14 protein-coding genes and 1 tRNA gene are annotated in these 16008 nt (G+C 55.5%); 4 read left to right on the top strand and 11 right to left on the bottom strand.

The features are described 5' to 3' along the window. The first annotated feature begins 591 nt into the window (after positions 1 to 591). Positions 592 to 668: transfer RNA gene (locus PKC29_05140), tRNA-Ala, on the top strand. A 286-nt stretch (positions 669 to 954) separates the two neighbouring features. Here the strand turns inward: PKC29_05140 and PKC29_05135 are convergent. The 3 genes from PKC29_05135 to PKC29_05125 form a co-directional block, all read right to left on the bottom strand. Further along, complete coding sequence (locus PKC29_05135) at positions 955 to 1440, bottom strand: DM13 domain-containing protein (protein ID HML94795.1); 486 nt, start codon at positions 1438 to 1440, stop codon at positions 955 to 957. A gap of 494 nt (positions 1441 to 1934) precedes the next feature. Then, entirely contained in the window at positions 1935 to 2444 is a 510-nt protein-coding gene (locus PKC29_05130) for a helix-turn-helix transcriptional regulator (GenBank protein ID HML94794.1), read from the bottom strand. A gap of 11 nt (positions 2445 to 2455) precedes the next feature. Next, a complete protein-coding gene (locus tag PKC29_05125) occupies positions 2456 to 3193 on the bottom strand; it encodes a cytochrome b/b6 domain-containing protein (GenBank protein ID HML94793.1) in 738 nt (245 codons plus the stop codon). A 552-nt stretch (positions 3194 to 3745) separates the two neighbouring features. On the opposite strand from PKC29_05125, the gene PKC29_05120 reads away from it, so the two are divergent. After that, a complete protein-coding gene (locus PKC29_05120; GenBank protein HML94792.1) occupies positions 3746 to 5320 on the top strand; it encodes an aryl-sulfate sulfotransferase in 1575 nt (524 codons plus the stop codon). 54 nt (positions 5321 to 5374) lie between these two features. On the opposite strand, the gene PKC29_05115 is transcribed toward PKC29_05120, so the two are convergent. Then, the gene (locus tag PKC29_05115) at positions 5375 to 6934 is read right to left on the bottom strand and encodes a cobalamin-dependent protein (protein HML94791.1); all 1560 of its coding nucleotides are present in this window, start codon (positions 6932 to 6934) and stop codon (positions 5375 to 5377) included. Positions 6935 to 7314: 380 nt separating this feature from the next. On the opposite strand from PKC29_05115, the gene PKC29_05110 reads away from it, so the two are divergent. Beyond that, entirely contained in the window at positions 7315 to 7815 is a 501-nt protein-coding gene (locus PKC29_05110; GenBank protein ID HML94790.1) for a DUF4168 domain-containing protein, read from the top strand. Positions 7816 to 7952: 137 nt separating this feature from the next. Here PKC29_05110 and PKC29_05105 read toward each other — a convergent pair whose 3' ends face one another. Both PKC29_05105 and PKC29_05100 read right to left on the bottom strand, forming a co-directional pair. Beyond that, positions 7953 to 8732 (bottom strand): acetoacetate decarboxylase family protein, encoded by a 780-nt coding sequence (locus tag PKC29_05105; protein ID HML94789.1) that lies wholly within the window; start codon positions 8730 to 8732, stop codon positions 7953 to 7955. A 346-nt stretch (positions 8733 to 9078) separates the two neighbouring features. After that, positions 9079 to 9702 carry a methyltransferase domain-containing protein gene (locus PKC29_05100; protein HML94788.1) on the bottom strand — a complete coding sequence of 208 codons (624 nt, stop codon included), beginning with the start codon at positions 9700 to 9702 and terminating at the stop codon, positions 9079 to 9081. A gap of 243 nt (positions 9703 to 9945) precedes the next feature. Here PKC29_05100 and PKC29_05095 point away from each other — a divergent pair, with 243 nt between their 5' ends. After that, positions 9946 to 10701 carry an ABC transporter ATP-binding protein gene (locus PKC29_05095; protein HML94787.1) on the top strand — a complete coding sequence of 252 codons (756 nt, stop codon included), beginning with the start codon at positions 9946 to 9948 and terminating at the stop codon, positions 10699 to 10701. 42 nt (positions 10702 to 10743) lie between these two features. Here PKC29_05095 and PKC29_05090 read toward each other — a convergent pair whose 3' ends face one another. The 5 genes from PKC29_05090 to PKC29_05070 form a co-directional block, all read right to left on the bottom strand. Then, positions 10744 to 11214 carry a hypothetical protein gene (locus PKC29_05090; GenBank protein ID HML94786.1) on the bottom strand — a complete coding sequence of 157 codons (471 nt, stop codon included), beginning with the start codon at positions 11212 to 11214 and terminating at the stop codon, positions 10744 to 10746. Between the two features lie 9 nt (positions 11215 to 11223). Next, positions 11224 to 13590 carry a ComEC/Rec2 family competence protein gene (locus tag PKC29_05085; protein ID HML94785.1) on the bottom strand — a complete coding sequence of 789 codons (2367 nt, stop codon included), beginning with the start codon at positions 13588 to 13590 and terminating at the stop codon, positions 11224 to 11226. 140 nt (positions 13591 to 13730) lie between these two features. Beyond that, a complete protein-coding gene (gene ispF, locus PKC29_05080) occupies positions 13731 to 14207 on the bottom strand; it encodes a 2-C-methyl-D-erythritol 2,4-cyclodiphosphate synthase (protein ID HML94784.1) in 477 nt (158 codons plus the stop codon). A 28-nt stretch (positions 14208 to 14235) separates the two neighbouring features. After that, on the bottom strand, positions 14236 to 14937 hold the full coding sequence (gene ispD, locus PKC29_05075) for a 2-C-methyl-D-erythritol 4-phosphate cytidylyltransferase (GenBank protein HML94783.1): 702 nt from the start codon (positions 14935 to 14937) through the stop codon (positions 14236 to 14238). Position 14938: 1 nt separating this feature from the next. Further along, on the bottom strand, positions 14939 to 15973 hold the full coding sequence (locus tag PKC29_05070; GenBank protein ID HML94782.1) for a TRAM domain-containing protein: 1035 nt from the start codon (positions 15971 to 15973) through the stop codon (positions 14939 to 14941). Between the last annotated feature and the right edge of the window lie 35 nt (positions 15974 to 16008).

The raw sequence follows: 16008 nt of genomic DNA, 5'->3' as shown, positions 1-16008 counted from the left end.
TTATGCCCACGGTCTGAGTTTATATGCCATAAATTTAGTGTCAAAAAATCCGGGAAGCAGTCAACGTCGAGAGTACCTCGATACGTTGAATTATATGGCATGTAATCCTGCCAAGCCACTTCCTACGTAGGATTGTATCGAAAACTTGTCTGAATATGGTATAGGGGGCAGGCTACGACAGAGCAAAAGTCTTATGCAGTATTTATACCGAAGTCCCATTGCGGCTCGTACTTTTTCTGGAAGCTCCTCTCCTTAGGCGCGTCAGGTTCTTTTTTATTCGTGATTGCCTTTGCCGGTATTTATACGGGGGCTCATTTCCAGAAAAGAATGCGGGAGCTTGTTTATCCCGAGACCGCGGTTGGGGATGAAATTCCTTCCGGCCATGCCGGCGCATGCAAGGAGGGAGGTCTCCCGGGGTTAACTTGCTTTTTTAGTAACCTCTCACTATTTATTTCTGGTAATTATTATGTATGCTAGTAGCTTACATGGGAGATATGTAAGTATCGGATTTCAAACCATCGTCTAATCCTAATTAGACTCAATTCGCATGATAGAGCAGATATCTAGAAATTTTTTTTGAGTCCTTTCCGTGGGGATGTAGCTCAGCCTGGGAGAGCGCCGCGTTCGCAACGCGGAGGTCGAGGGTTCGATTCCCTTCATCTCCACCAATAATATCAGTGACTTACATCACCTTCCCCTGATTGTAAATCTCCAACCGTCCAGGGATGTGTTATTCATGCTTTCGCGTAAACGGCATTTAGGCAACGAATTCCACGCTCTGTGAGCCGAGTCCGTGACAATTGATTTATCCCGGGAGCGGCTCAAGAAACGATAGAGGGCCTTACTAATTCCAAACGGGCGTCGAATAGGCCAGAGTTTTCCCTCCAGCCGCCCCCGTTCCTATAACTATCACATCGTAATGGTTATTCGCCGGCATCACCCAGGCTCCAAGCGTCAGTTCTTTACCGTTAATGGAGCCGTACCGAAGTTGACTGCGAATCTTTTGCACCAGATAGTTACGGAGTGGTATTTCCCAAGGTCGGTATCCGCGGGTATGTCGTAGTTCTGATCTCCAACGTTACCCTTCAGGGCCCCAAGCTCTATATAACCTGCATTCGTTACGGTGTCGTTGTCGTTGGCATCCTCCGCCCGGCCGAGATATACCCGCACGTCGGGGCCGTTCGAGGTCTCAAAATCTGTGAGCCTGAGCACATAGCTTCCTTCCGGCAGCCTAAAGATAGAGGCTGTTCCGCTGGTCTCATGAGCCACGCCGTGGAATTCGCCTTCCGATACGACCCGAGGGGAATCATCACTCTGCTCGGAGTACCGAGAGGGGAACCCTTCATTTACACTTTCGTCGATGAACAGCTTCTCCGGTCTGAACAGATACCAGGCGACGATGATTACGATTATCCCTCCGATTACAAATACTTTTTTCATGATGAAAAGCCTCCTCTCGATCCTGCCTGAAGAGCACTGTCCGGTTTTCAGGCTTTGTTGCAGGATTAGATGACCGGTTGTTAGCGAAAGATTTAAGAAACCGTATAATTGCTTTATTCACATAAGAAGCTCGGACCGGATATTCCTGTCGTACAGATACAGATTGCAAATCAAAAACCGGTTACACGGGCTTAATTTGTACCTATTACGCGGCCGGGGCATGGGATGACATCCTGCCCGGACTCGTATATAACGGGAGTAGGGCGGCGTATCCGACCAACGGGATGTCAACACTCCAGAAACGAATGGGCATGGAAATCACGGCCACTCGAATGGTCACTTGCTTTTTAACGCTGGCCGGCGCTATAGCACAAATCGCACGTACCTATGTTTTCACAATTTCTAACTTGCTATCGCTATATCACTCTTTCACCTTCGCAGCGCGTTTGTATGGAGCGTGAAGGAGCAAAAACAAGCATTGATAGCAAGAGTACTTATAGTTTTGGAGGCAGCAGGTCTTCGAGGAAAAAGGCTGATAACGAGGAACGGCCCGGGAGCCCGGACTTGAAATAGATAGAATTCGCCTGTGTGCGGACGGTTTTTTCACTTGTTTTTCTCAAATCTGCTATTTCCTTTATGCTGAGCCCTTTTAACAGCAGGAATGCGACCCGTTTCTCGGCGTTGGTAAGCTCCCATTTGTCCAGCTGCTTGTTAATTTCAACACTCAATCCGTCCACATAAGCCTTCGATACGCGCTTCCATTTTTGAGCTTCGATATTAAGCTCATTCGAGAATCGTTTCTCCTTCTCAAGCGTACGCTGCATGGTAAAATGGCTTTTTATCAGATAGTAAACCCCTGCCAGCGCCGCTAACCCTATTATGGTTTCAACCGAGATATGCCAGAATGCTACCCCCTCCAGATAGTCATTGAAGATATCTATAAAAGTCAGAACGGCTATAAGGACCAAAATAGCGGATATTACAAGTCGTTCTTTTTTGGTCATTTTATGCAAATTCAGTCGTCATCGTGCTCTTCGCCGTGTTCTCCATAACCGCCCTCTGCTCCATGTTCCGCTTCTCCGAGTCTTAGCTCGGTTCCCAGTATATTCAAGGTCCGAGTGCTGCTGTCGTAGTTAGCAGCCAAATACCCGAGCCACGATACAAAAAGAACCACGAGAAGCAGCCCCGCAACCGGCCTCGTGCCGGCAATACCGGGGGCGCCCGAACCTGTCTTCTTTTTGCCGTCCAGCATGCTCGACCATAAAGAATCTCTTTTCTTAAGATGGTGAAAGACGATGCCGGCTACGTGAATAATAACAGAAATCAGGAATATGTTAGCCAGCAGCTCGTGGAGCTCCTCAAGTGTATCGTTTTCGCCGCCGTTAGCCATTAATATACCAGAGACGGCCAGTCCGATAGCACAGGCAAACATGATCACCGCCGCGTAGCTGGAAGCCGGGTTGTGACCGAGATATGATTTGGTTCTGGAGACGACCGCGTCTTTAAAGTAGACGATCAGCTCGATGGGATTTAGTTTGAAGGATGAAAAACGCGCGTAGGTCGTGCCTATAAATCCCCATATAAACCTCAGCACCAGTAAAAACGCAATGGCTATACCCGCCAGCATGTGGTAGCTAAAAAGCGGGCTTTCGTCGTCCACGGTTTTTGCAATGGCAAAAGCCGCCACGAAAAGGAAAGCGAAAAGCCAGTGAAAGAAACGCGTAGGCAGGTCGTAAACAAAAATCTTTTTCATTGTAAGCCTCCCGATATTCAAATTTCACTTTTAAATATATGGAAGGAGGGGTAATTCCGCATCGGTCATATGGTGTATAAAGCCGTATTTACAGTTTTTAGTGTATAGAGGTTGGGACGTTGGGAGGAGTTAAAGCTGGTACGCGTTCAAATCCGAACTAATTGATGCAATACAATTAATCATATTCGATATTGGCGGACTGAATAAAACCAATCGATGCGAATGTGTGCGCCTGCACGCACGACTCGCTAAATTGGCCTTCACAACATGGAGGTCGAGGGTTCGGTTGCCCTCATCTCCACCACGTTTTTCCTCTATTCATTTATTCCGGACTCCCCTTTCGGTTAGCGCTTAAAGCGCCCGTTTTTTCGGTGTAAGTCCCTTCCGATTCATCCAATTTGGGTTGACGTGTAGTGTTTGTATTACGCGTTGTAGCGCTAATGCTACAACATATGTTGCATTGCAGCTACATTATATGCGATAATGTGACCAATCCGGTCTATTCTAAAAACTCCAAAAGCCAAGGCCGATTTATAAGGGAGGGTCTGCCTGATGGTTTACTTTTTAAATACGCGGCGCGTAATCGTGCATTTATCTCTGCTGGTTCTGGTCGCTTTTCTCAGCATATCGGGATGCAGCGGCGACAATATCCTTTTGAACGGGCCCCCGGTCGAAGAGCCTTCGGCCGAGATAAAGCCGGCTAACGAAAGGGCCCCGCTGAGCCGAGTGCTCGAAGTGAATACGCCCGTCGAAACCAGGATAGCGATAGACATCAGCGACGGCACGAACACGTCACACGTGGAATTCGAGGGACTCGCCGCCCACCACTCCCTTCCGGTGCTCGGCCTCAGGCCGGGCAGGACGAATACGGTTCTCGTAAGCGCGGTGGACGAGGCCGGCGAGACGGTGTTCCAAAAATCACTCGAAGCGGTAACCGGCCAGTTGCCCGAGAATTTCCCCCGGCTCGAAGTTACGAGCGATCCCGGGCTCATGGAGCCGGGCGTGACGCTTTTCGAGTCCGGCGGGTTCCTGATAATGTTGGACGAGACAGGCGAGGTCGTATGGTACTACAGGATACCGGAGGGTTCCTCGTCGCTTGACCGAGACGTGAGGAGAATGCCGAACGGGAATCTGCTCCTTCTCCTCCCTATTCACGACATAATCGAGATCGACATGCTGGGAAACACAGTCAGGAGCTGGTACACGGCACAGACGTCGGGGGGTTCCCCGGGCGGTATACCGGTAGACGCAGCGGCGTTTCACCACGAGGTCTTTGCGATGGAGAACGGGAATTTCCTGACGCTGAGCGGCGAGCTGAGGGAGTATCCGGACTATCCTTCGAGCACGACCAATCCCGCCGCTCCCCTCGAAACAGCGAACGTCGTCGGAGACGTTATAGTCGAGTTCGCGCCCGACGGGACGGTGGTGAACGAATACCATCTCCTCGACATAATCGACCCGTACCGTATTAACTACAGCTCTCTACTCGGTCATTGGGACTGGTTCTTCCACGATTATTTCGGCGTCGAAGGCCCGACGAGGGACTGGGCTCACGCAAACGCCGTCATCCACGACACCAGGGACGATTCGCTCATAATATCCATGCGGCACCAGGACGCCGTGATAAAAATAGACAGGCAGACGGGCGGGCTTATATGGATTCTCGGCACGCATTCGAACTGGGACCCGGACGTCTTCGGCCCGTTCCTCTTAAACCCCGACACGGACGACGAGCTTTTCTTCCAGTATCATCAGCACGCACCGATGATCACGGAAGAGGGGAATATAATGCTCTTCGACAACGGCAATTTCCGTTCGAGCCCGTTCGAGCCGGTATATCCGGAGAACTTCAGCAGGGCTATCGAATACAGCATCGACGAGTCTTCGATGGACGTCTCCATAGCCTGGGAGTCCACGGGATTTTCGCCGGAGCCGATCTTCGCGGGCTTCCTGGGAGACGCCGACAAGCTGCCGCATACGGGAAACGTGCTCATAACATTCGGAGGGCGCACGCCCGCGGTCATCGCCGAGGTGACGCACACGACGCCGCCCGTGAAGGTATTCGAGATCAGCGACCCGAACAACTTTATATACAGGGCCGAAAGGCTCCCGGGGGTTTATCCGTAGGAATTTCCGGAGGTATTATCCGAGGACAAAGACACTGAAAAAAACCGGGCGGCTCTACGCCGTCCGGGCTTTCTTCTGCCTCTTTTCCATCTCTGATTTGAGGTAGGCGTTGGGGTCGTGGTATATCCCGTCTTCGGGGAGATAATGCCAGAGCTTTCCGAGGTCTTTCTTTATCATGTCCACGTAGAACTGCGGAACGACGCGCGTCTCGCCCTCGAAGAACGCCCTGAACTGTATGTCTTCGTCGAGGAATTTCCTGATCTTCCTGTAGAACTTGAGCCTGCCCGAGCCTTCGGTGGATATCGCGCGCATGAGGTTCATCCACCGGGGTATCCTCGTCCGTGTCGCGCGGAATCGGTTGTATATGGCGCGCCACGAATAGGAATACTGTGCGAGACCTATAAGGAGATCGTAGAATTCGGGCCAGGAATAGTTCTTCGGCTTTACGTTAGAGGCGTGGTTGTTGTTGAGGAAGTGAAAAGGGAACGGGAGCACCCTGCCGTCGCTCTGGTATTCGAGGTTAAGGGGGGCGGCCCTGCCGAACGCCGTTATGAGCGGATACGCCGGGAAAGCGGCCGGCGCCTTGTCGACGAATCTCTTTGTCAGCTCGAAGGATTCTGGGCCATTGTCGCTGTCGAGCCCCACGACGAAGTTCGTCTGCACGTAGGGTATATAACTCAATATCAGGTTTATGTGCTCTGAGACGGCGTTTACCTTGTCGATGCCCTGCTTCGCGCCGGTCTTGGATTTGTTCCCCATGTCGAACCACGATTCGATGCCCGGGAGAAGGGCCTGAAAGCCGTTCTGCCGGAGGCGCTTCAGATGGGGCTCGGACAGGAGCGAGAGGCTGCTCTCGGCTATGAAGTCTATGCTGTTCTGGGGAACCGCTTCTTCTATGGCGTTCATGTAATCGTCGAACCGGACGCCGAAGTTGGGGTCGTACCAGCTCACCAGCGGGCGCTTAATTTTTGTCAGAATGAATCTCAGGTCTTCTTTCAACACCTCGAAATCGAGAGGCTGGTAGGGCTCGTTCGCGTCGATGCAGAAGCTGCAGGTATAGGGACACCCGAGGCTCCCTATCATCGGGACCACCCTGAAAAGACGTGTCGTCTTTTCGAGCGCCTTCGATATGAATTTCCAGCGCTCCCTCACGCCGGGAAGGTGCCGGGGCGAGCTCTTCGCCGCGAGCTGCACGCCTATGGGCCTGTACTGCGAGCAGTTGGCCAGGACCTCCCTGCAAAGCTCTTCGTCCGTAACGCCCATGACGTAATCGAAATACTTGACGGCGTCTTCGGGATAGCACCTGGCGTGCGGGCCGCCGAGTACCGTGACGACGCCCTCTTTCCTGTATTTGCCGCTCAGCGCGTAGGCATGTATGGCGGATTGCGTGAAGGCGCTTATGAAGACCATGTCTACGTTTTTTGGGGCGTCCTCGGCGAGGTCTTCGAGACCGGTGAAGATGAAATAATCAACTTCGTGTCCGGCGTTTTCGCACCATCTGGCTATGACCTGCGGCATGATGCCCATGAAATTCGCATGCATTACGCGTGCCCAGAGAGAGTGATTCGGTGATTTGGTTATGAAATCGACAATTCCTATCCTGAGTTTGCGCATCCAGCTCCCATACAACCCGGCAGTAGGTCCAATCTGGGTCAGGAAAGGTATAGATTCAGAAAGGTCTACCAGATATTTTTCTGCAGACCTCAGAAGAAGATTGGATACAATCCAAGGATCCCATATAGCCCACGTTGATTAAAGGAAACCATACACTATCCAACATTATAAAGCAATGCGAATTTCCCCCCCCTGCCGGGCGAATGGATTTCAATCTGTCGGGTAAGGCATTGTCCGGACTGCCCCCGGTTCGGAGAAATGTCAGGGACGTTTCGCTATTTCATAATGACGCACCTTCGCGCCGGCCGGCTTCCAAAAAATGCTTGAGATGACGTGTGCGGTCATTTAGCCTTGGGAATAAAGGCATAAGGAGGCAGTTTATGTTTCGCAAGATGTTTTACACGTTTGTTTTGATGCTTGTCGTTACCGGAGCGTATTCGTTACATGCGGAGGAAGCTCCCCCGGCCCAGCAGCCGCCGGCGTTACAGCAGCAGGAAGCCCCGGACGCCGGCATAAGCGATCAGGAGCTGGAGAGCTTCGTCAAAGCGGCCGTTAAGGTCGAAGAATTACAGAAAGAGTCGGAAGGCAAGATGGTAAAGGCCATTCAGGACGAGGGGCTCGAGCCCAACCGCTTCGTAGAGATAAATACTCTGCAGCAGAACCCCGCCGCCGACACGGAAAATGCAGTATCGGAGAAAGAACTGGACAACTACAATAAGGCGATGAAGGAAGTGCAGTCCATCCAGCAGGGCGCGCAAACCGAGCAGATTAAGATTATCGAACAGGAGGGGCTGGACGTAAACCGGTATGTGCAAATAGCAAAAGCCGTGCAGCAGGATCCGGGCCTGATGAAGAAGGTTCAGGACATGCAGAAGAATTAGCCGCTCGAGAAGTCGGGCCTGCAATTCCGGCATTCCGGGAAACCGGCGGCAGAGCCCCGTTCTTCTAAGTCAACCTGTAAATATCCCCCGCGGCGTATGCGCACCGCGGGGGATATCCATTCTATCTTCGCGTTCAGTTAATCCACGACAACATACTGTGGGTAAACGAAGCTGCCCTTGGTCCATATTGCCCAGACCGGGTCACCCTCGGGCTTTATCTTGCTCAGCGGATGGTCTTCGGGGACCGAGAAGGTGATCTTCGGGTTCTTTATATCGACGGTGCCGCCGTTCCAGGGTATCGGATACTTGACGACCTGTTTTACGGTCTTCCCGTCTTTTTCCGTTTCGAGGAGGCCGAAGTAGTTGAGGTGACCCCCGCCGAAATTACCGAGCTCGCTCCCGACCTCGGCCGTGGATTCGATGAATTTCCGGCCGCCTACCGTAAGCGTAGCCGTGAGCTTGCCGTCCTCGACCGTCGTCGTGGTCATGCCTTCCTCGGCCGGGATGCCTATACGCTTCGTGTAGTCGCGCATGAAGGGCGAGCTGTTGAAGTAGTAGACGAAGTACCTTCCCGGTATCGTCGTATCGGAGTTCATTATGTAGGAATCGTGCCCCTTGAGCTCCACGGTGAGGTATGTCAGCGTATACGCGCCGAAGCCGGATGTCTGCGCCGCCTCGGGGACGGTGTACATATTGATGACAATGTTGCCCGTGGTTTCGAGGCCCTCGGGAAGGAGCGCCTTTAAGGCCTCGGGGTCGGCCTTGTATGCCGCCATGAACATCCATGCGCCTGTCACAAGCTGGGGGGCGGGCAGGTCGGCCACGTCCATGGCGCCCGCAGTCCTGCCGCCCGGAACGGACACGGCGGCGAGCAAAACCAGTAACACGAACAGATGCGTTCTTGCTATTCTCCTCATCTCATTTCTCCTATGTGGCGGGAATTACTGTGTAACTACAGTCAATCTTAATACGAGTGGGGTGGATATTTCAAGGGTGTTTTTGATACGGGCGTACAGGCGCATTAAGGCCGCACCCGGATAAAACACACACACTCCGAACGGGCAGTTCCAAAGAACCCCCCGTGCTATGCAGTCTCCAATCCTTTACATGATTGCCCGGAAATAAATGGAAGGTAAAAAACGCCGATATTGATCATCCTCCAATCCTCCTTTATTCAATCGAAGAAAGGTCAATCGGCTACACAAATATTCTTATCAAATTTTGATGGACATGTCAAGACTTATCTATACGGGCCGTGAAAAGTTATTCGGCCGGCGCTTTCTCGCATATGTAGATGAACGCGGGGGGGATATTGCTCCATACGATGCTGCTTTTGACCACCTTATCGAATTTGCTTTTAAGAAGGCGTCTTAGCCTCCACGCGGACGGGAAGAGGAGACCGAGCGAGTAGGCGTACGTCAGGAATTTCCCGCCGGGCTTTAGGGTTTCGTATATAGAGTTCAGGATGAGCTCCTGGGTTTCGTAGTCGAAAGTCGACCAGGGGAGGCTGCTTATTACGCGGTCGCACCCGCTTTCGCCGTGGAGCTCGAGATGATACCCCGCATTTTCGGCCGAGGACTGGTAGACGGTGGCTTCCGGGCAGCGCCTTTTGGTTGCCTCGACGAAGGTGGGGTTGATCTCCATTGCGAAAAACTTCGTTTCGGGCCCCTTTTTTCTCAGGATTTTCTCGGTGATTACGCCCGTACCGGAGCCGAGCTCGACTACCGCGGAAACGTCGTTGAGGTCGGCAATATCCGTCATCAGCTCGCAGAGCTTTTCGTTCGACGGCAGTATGGCGCCTGTCTTGGTGGGGTGAATTATGAATTGTGTAAAGAACTTAAGGTTGTATTCCAGATCTGTTTCAACACCCATATTCGTCCGCTTCATATAGTTCTTCCCGGAGATGCAGTGGAGTCCCAGCGTGTGTAACCGTCAGGCAGCCAACATTTCAATAAGCCATGTATATACACCGGGCAAAATAAAATGTCAATTTCCGGAATCGAAGATTTTCCTCTCGATGCAAAGCCCTTTTTCTTTGACAAACAATGAGCGTATAATTACAATCCCACTTGATTCACGGAGATAATATTACCCTTTTCCGTAAATTCAAGCGGCCTTTACGGGATTCTCATGCCGGACGAAATAATAATCGACCTAGTAGACGTTTATAAGTCCTTCGGACCGAAGGAAGTCCACACGGGGCTTTCTCTTTCTATAAGGCGCGGGGAGAATATAACCGTCCTCGGGGGCAGCGGCTCGGGAAAGAGCGTGCTGCTTAAAGAGATAACGGGGCTTCTGAAGCCCGAATCGGGGAAGGTGATAATAGAGGGCGAAGATATAGTGCCGCTCGAAGAAAAGGACCTCGTCCACGTGAGAAAGAAGATGGGGATGCTCTTCCAGGGGGCCGCCCTTTTCGATTCGCTTACGGTCCAGGAGAATATCGCCTATCCTCTCAGGGAAAATACCGAGCTTCCCGAAAACGAGATCGAGGAGGTCGTGGCGCGTAACCTCGAGCTCGTGGGCCTCCCCGGGATAGAAGACAAGATGCCGTCCGACCTGAGCGGCGGTATGAAAAAGAGGGTGGGGCTCGCCAGGGCGTTGGCGATGAACCCGAAGATTCTCCTTTACGACGAGCCCACGACCGGCCTCGACCCGCCTAACATAAGCAGAATAAACCAGCTTGTCAGGAACATGCAGGCGCGGTTCGGCATAACGGGCGTGATAATCACCCACGACGTTCAGAGCGCGTTCGAGATTTCGGACAGGGTAGCGTTTCTCTACCGGGGAAAGATCATTTTCACGGGGACCGTCGAAGAGGCGAAGAATACGGACATCGAAATACTGAGCGATTTCATCAACGGCCGCATGGACAGCGCCGACGATTAGCCGCCGCGCGCGGACTGCGGAAGCGGGGGCCCCGTTCAGGCTTTATGGACGCTCGCCGTCGAGGCCTTCGACGGCATCTATCTTCCAGCCGCTTATCGCCGAGTACTTAAGGGTTACGTTGATGCGCTCCGGCCGGCCGGGGCTGCCGAGAAGCTCCCTCGTCTCGCCGTTATCGGCGGCAGTCACAACGACTCCGACGCTGATGTAGGCTTCGGGATTACCGTGCTCGTCGGCGCTCAGGAAGGCTTCGAAGTCCGAATATGCGGCGTCTATCTCGCCGTACTTTTCGAACGTTTCGGAGACTATATTCTTCACGACGGGGTAGCTCGCCCCGGAGCCGTCCTTGTACTGGAGCGAAAACCCCTCCATCACTCCTTCGAGGTCTTTCGCCCGCGCCGCTTCGGCCATCCTGTCGAATAGCTCCTCTATGTCGCTCGGGTCGTCGCCGGGGCGGAACATCATATAGCCGAGGGCTACTGCGAGCACTATAAGCGGGAACAGGAATCTTCTCATGCCTGAAGTTTACTCAAGGCGTAAGGCCCTTTCATCCTCGTACGATTTTACCGTGATCGCGTCCCCGTCCGCCGTTACGGTTACGGCCCCGTCCTCGGTAATGCTGTAAGTCTTTGGGGATTCCGGCGCGGCCGACTCTCCGCCTTCCGTAATGAGGATGCGCGGCTTGACCTGCCCGGCCAGCACCGTACCGGAACCGCCGTCCGGCGTTCCCGGGATGAAAAGGACGGTGCTTTCGATCTCCCCGCCGTATATCTCCCCGAGGGATCTCCCGTCTTCCCCGTCCAGCGATTCCGCGAGAAGAAAGCTCGCCCCGGCGGCTTCGAGCCTGAGCGCCAGAGGACGCGGACCGGCGGAGTCCTCGACGGCTTCCCAGCCTTCGGGGCGCATCACGCTTATACTGTAGCCGCCGGGCACGTCGATCTCGCCGATGCTTCTAAGATTCTCCCACTCGGCGCCGCTTTCCCTGATCGCCTCCCAGAGCGCGCCTTCGAGCCTGTCGCCGTCCGTAACGACTTTGCCTACGCCGAAGTTCTCGACGATGTACGCCCCGCCGCCGAGGACGTCTTTCCCGGGCGAGGTCAGGACGAGGCAGTCGATGGTGTTGACGCCTCTCCCGTGGAGAAACCCGCCGATGACGGCGCTGTCGATGAAGCCGCTCCCGGCCGGCTTCGCCGGGCCGCCGCTCACGAGGACGTTCCGCCCGCCCGGGAGCTCGAAAAGGACTGTGCTCCTGTCCCTGCCGGTGTCGAGGAAAGTTACGGTCACGCCACCGCCGAAATGCCTCGACACCGCGGGCCAGGCCGCGCTGATCAGAAAGAGAATAGCGAGCACCGGAACGGCGTATCTCGCCCTCGCGCGCCTTGCCGCGAGGAGGGCCGCCACGCCGAGCGCCGCGTAGAGCGTGAGCTGAACGGCCCCCAGCGGCCGGACCGATACCGACGAGTACGGGATTTTGAGGAAGAGCCCTATGCCGAAGACCATCATCTCCGTAAACAGCATGTTCAGCCATATGAATAGCGACGCGACGTACGGTGAGAGGAGGAACAGGGCGAACGAGACGAGCCCGAGCGGGACTATCAGGAGCTCCACCAGCGGCACGAATATGAGGTTAGCCGGGATGGAAACGACTGGCAGGACGCCGAATGAATTCAGCACTAGCGGCAGGGTCGCAAACGTGGCGGCGCACGTGGTTTTGACGGTTGTCAGGACGAAGTCGCGTGTGGTTCCGAGCCCAAACGGGTAGAACCTGTTTACGAGGAGTATTCCCAGGACGGCCAGGAACGAGAGCCGGAACGAGAGGTCGAAAAGCGCCTCGGGCCGCACGAGGAGGATTACGAACGCGGCGACGCCGAGGGTGTTTATCTTGTTCTCGTTCTTCCCGGCTATTATAGCGACGAGGAAGATGGAAATCATGATAAACGCCCTTACGGTAGGCGTCGAAAAGCCCGCGAGGGCCATGTAGAAAAAGAGCGGGAGTATCGTGAGCGCGGCCGCGATCCTGGAAACGCTCCACCTCAGCATCACGTATTCGGACCTTTTGAGGAGCCATTTGAAAAGGAAGAAGAAGACGACGGCGACGGCCGCCACGTGGAGCCCGGATATCGAAAGCACGTGCGCGACGCCGGACTTCGAGAACTCGGCCCTCAGCTCATTCGGGATGCCGCCGTCTTCGCCGATTGTCAGCGCGTTCAGCACTTCGCTCGCGGGCTGACGGAAATTGGACCTCACGAAATTCCCGTACCTGTGCCGGAGCCTGTCGAGGCCGTGGAGAACGGGCCCGTAATCCTCGCCCCTTCCGAACGAGATTATGCGCTCCGCGCCCTCGACGTATCCCGTCGTATAGATCCCCTGCCTCCCGAAGTGGGCCTTCATGTCGAAAGCCCCCGGGTTCCGGAAGTTCTCTATCGGCCTCAATTTGACCCCTATGACGCGCACGCTGTCGCCGTAGGAAAGGCCGGGGGCGAGCGTGTCGGAGTATATCGCCGTCCGTCCCGTCGCGGGCTTTACGACGCCGTCCTCTATCACGTAATCGACGTCGATAAACATCCGCGAGCCGCGCTCCCTCTTCTCCGGCGAAGAGTATAGCGAGCCGCCGACGTCCACCTTCCTCCCTGCGCAGGATTCGATCGTGTCCACCGGGTGATAAGGGGCCGGCGCGGCCAGCACCATGCCGACCGGGACGAGCAGGAGGAACCTGAGCGGGGGTACGAACAGGGCCGCGGCCCCCGAGAGCGGCGCGAGTATCACGATCCAGGGCCAGGGGTTCTGGAAATACCCGGCGAGGAGTATTCCGAAGACGAGACCCGCGAGGGACGGGATTATCGGGAATCCGTACGAGAATCTCCGGAGGGCGTTTTTGTCGGGGCGTATCATGGGCGCGGCCGTGGGCGAAGGTAATCAATTATATGACGAAGTGGGGCCGTTACTCAAATACCTGCCTAACGTGCACGGTGGATTTCCCGGGCGGCGGGTGAGCCTGCAATCAGGTCAGCGGCGTCCGGACGGGCTGCGCTTCAGGCGGATTCCAGCAGCACGGTGGCGTAGGAGGCGATGCCCTCGCCGCGCCCTGTGAACCCCATGCCGTCGGTCGTCGTTGCCTTTACGCTGATGACGCCCTCCGGAAGGCCTGTCGCTCTTGCGAGGGAGCTTCTTATTCCGGCCACGTGGGGCGATATCCTCGGCTTCTCGCACACGATGACTGTATCTATGTTTACGACGCTATAGCCTTTGGAGCCAAGGAGGGAGAGTATTTCTTTCAGGAAGACGAGGCTTGAAGCGCCCTTCCACTTGGGGTCCTTGTCGGGGAAGTGTGTGCCTATATCGCCCTCGGCGGCCGCGCCGAGGAGGGCGTCGCATATGGCGTGGGTCAGCACGTCGGCGTCCGAGTGGCCCCTGAGCCCGAGCTCGAAGGGCACCTCGACGCCCCCGAGGACGAGCCTCGTCTCGCTCGAAAACCTGTGCGCGTCAAAACCGAATCCTATCCTCTGCATCGTGCGTCAGTATACCACCCTCGCGTGTTTACTCCGAGCCGTCTTCGGCCCTGAGCTTAAGGAGAAGCTCGCCGAGGGCGAGGTCTTCCCTCGTCGTAATTTTTATATTGAGAGGCGAGCCCCTGACGAGCCTTACACGGGCTCCGATCCTCTCCGCCAGGAGCGCCTCGTCCGTGGCGAGGAAGCCGTCCTTACGCGCCCTCTCGAACGCCTCCCTGAGGACGCCGTACCTGAAGGCCTGGGGGGTCTGTGCGAGCCAGAGCGTGTCCCTGGGGACCGTAGACTCGACGAGTCCCGTCTCTCCGGCCTTTTTGACCGTATCGCCCGCCGGCAGTGCGGCGAGCGCGGCCCCGTGCGCGCGGGCCTCGCGTATCACCTCTTCTATGAGCGCGGCCTCGGCGAAGGGCCGCACGCCGTCGTGAATCACGACGACTTCGGGCGTGCCGGAAAGGGCGCTTAAGCCGTTTTCGACGGAATGCTGCCTTTCGGGACCCCCCGGGACGACCCGGCTCACCCGCGAGCCCGGGATACCGGCTATCATTTCCTCGACGTAGGGAACCCAGTCATCGGGCGCGACAAGCACGATTTCGCCTATGATGTCCAGACTTGAAAAGGTCTCTACGGAATGAGCGAGGAGCGGTTTCCCGCCGAGCGCCGCGAACTGCTTCGGCGCGCCCGAGCCGAACCTCGCACCCCTTCCACCGGCGGTTATTATCGCCGAGGCGGTCATCTCAGCCACGCGAATCCGACACCATCGGCCTGCCGTCGTCGTCCTTCACGCGGGAAAATATCATCCTTCCCGTGGGGGTTTGGAGCACGCTCGTGACGGAGACGTCTATCTCGTCGCCGAGATATTTTCTCGCGTCGTCGACGACGACCATCGTACCGTCCTCGAGGTAGCCCACGCCCTGGTTCTCTTCCTTTCCTTCCTTGACCACGTGGATGTGCATCGTTTCGCCCGGAAGGACGACGGGCTTGAGGGCGTTGGAGAGCTGGTTCAGGTTGAGGACCTTTACGTTCTGAAGGCCGGCCACCTTGTTCAGGTTAAAGTCGTTCGTTATGATGATGCCGCGGAGCCTCCTGGCGAGCTCGACGAGCTTGAGGTCGGCCTCCTTTATATTCGGGAAGTCGTGGTTCGTTATCTTGACCGAAACGTTGGGGATGTCCTTCTGCATACGCTTCAGGACGTCGAGCCCGCGCCTTCCCCTGACGCGCTTTATGGGCTCGGAGGAGTCGGCGATGTGCTGGAGCTCCTTGATGATGAACTTGGGGATTATCATCGGGCCCGTTATGAACCCGGCCTCGGCGACATCGGCTATCCTGCCGTCGATGATGACGCTCGTGTCGAGTATCTTCGTCTCGACCGCCGCCGTCCTTTGCTGCTGGGAGCGCTGCTTCGAAGCGGAGGACTGCTGCTGGTCGATTTCCTTCCCCTTCCTGTAGCCCACGGTTATCGCGATGTTAAAGAGCGTGAGTAAAATGACTGCCGATACGAAGGAGACTATCCCCTCCGGCAGAACAAGGCGCGCGAGAACGCTGTTCACGGCCATAAAGGCGAAAGAGGCGGCTACGATTCCGACGGCGGCCCCGAGGAGCGCCTTGGTGCCGTAGTGCCTGACGTACGGCTCGAGCGCCCATGCGGCCAATACTGAAACCACGCCCAGCGCGACGCCAGCCGCCGCGGCTATTATCAAATCCTGCCCGGGATAGGCTATGATAAAGCCTATTACGGCCCCGAGTATAAAAAATAGAGTTTTCAGCTTCATTTCTACCTCACCACAACCTCTCCCCCTTGCCGGAA

It is taken from the genome of Thermodesulfobacteriota bacterium (assembly GCA_035325995.1).
In the GTDB taxonomy this organism is placed as follows: Bacteria; Desulfobacterota_D; UBA1144; order Nemesobacterales; family UBA2774; genus JADLGH01.
Note: the sequence above shows the minus strand (reverse complement) of the source record. Positions and strands in the feature narration are given on the sequence as shown.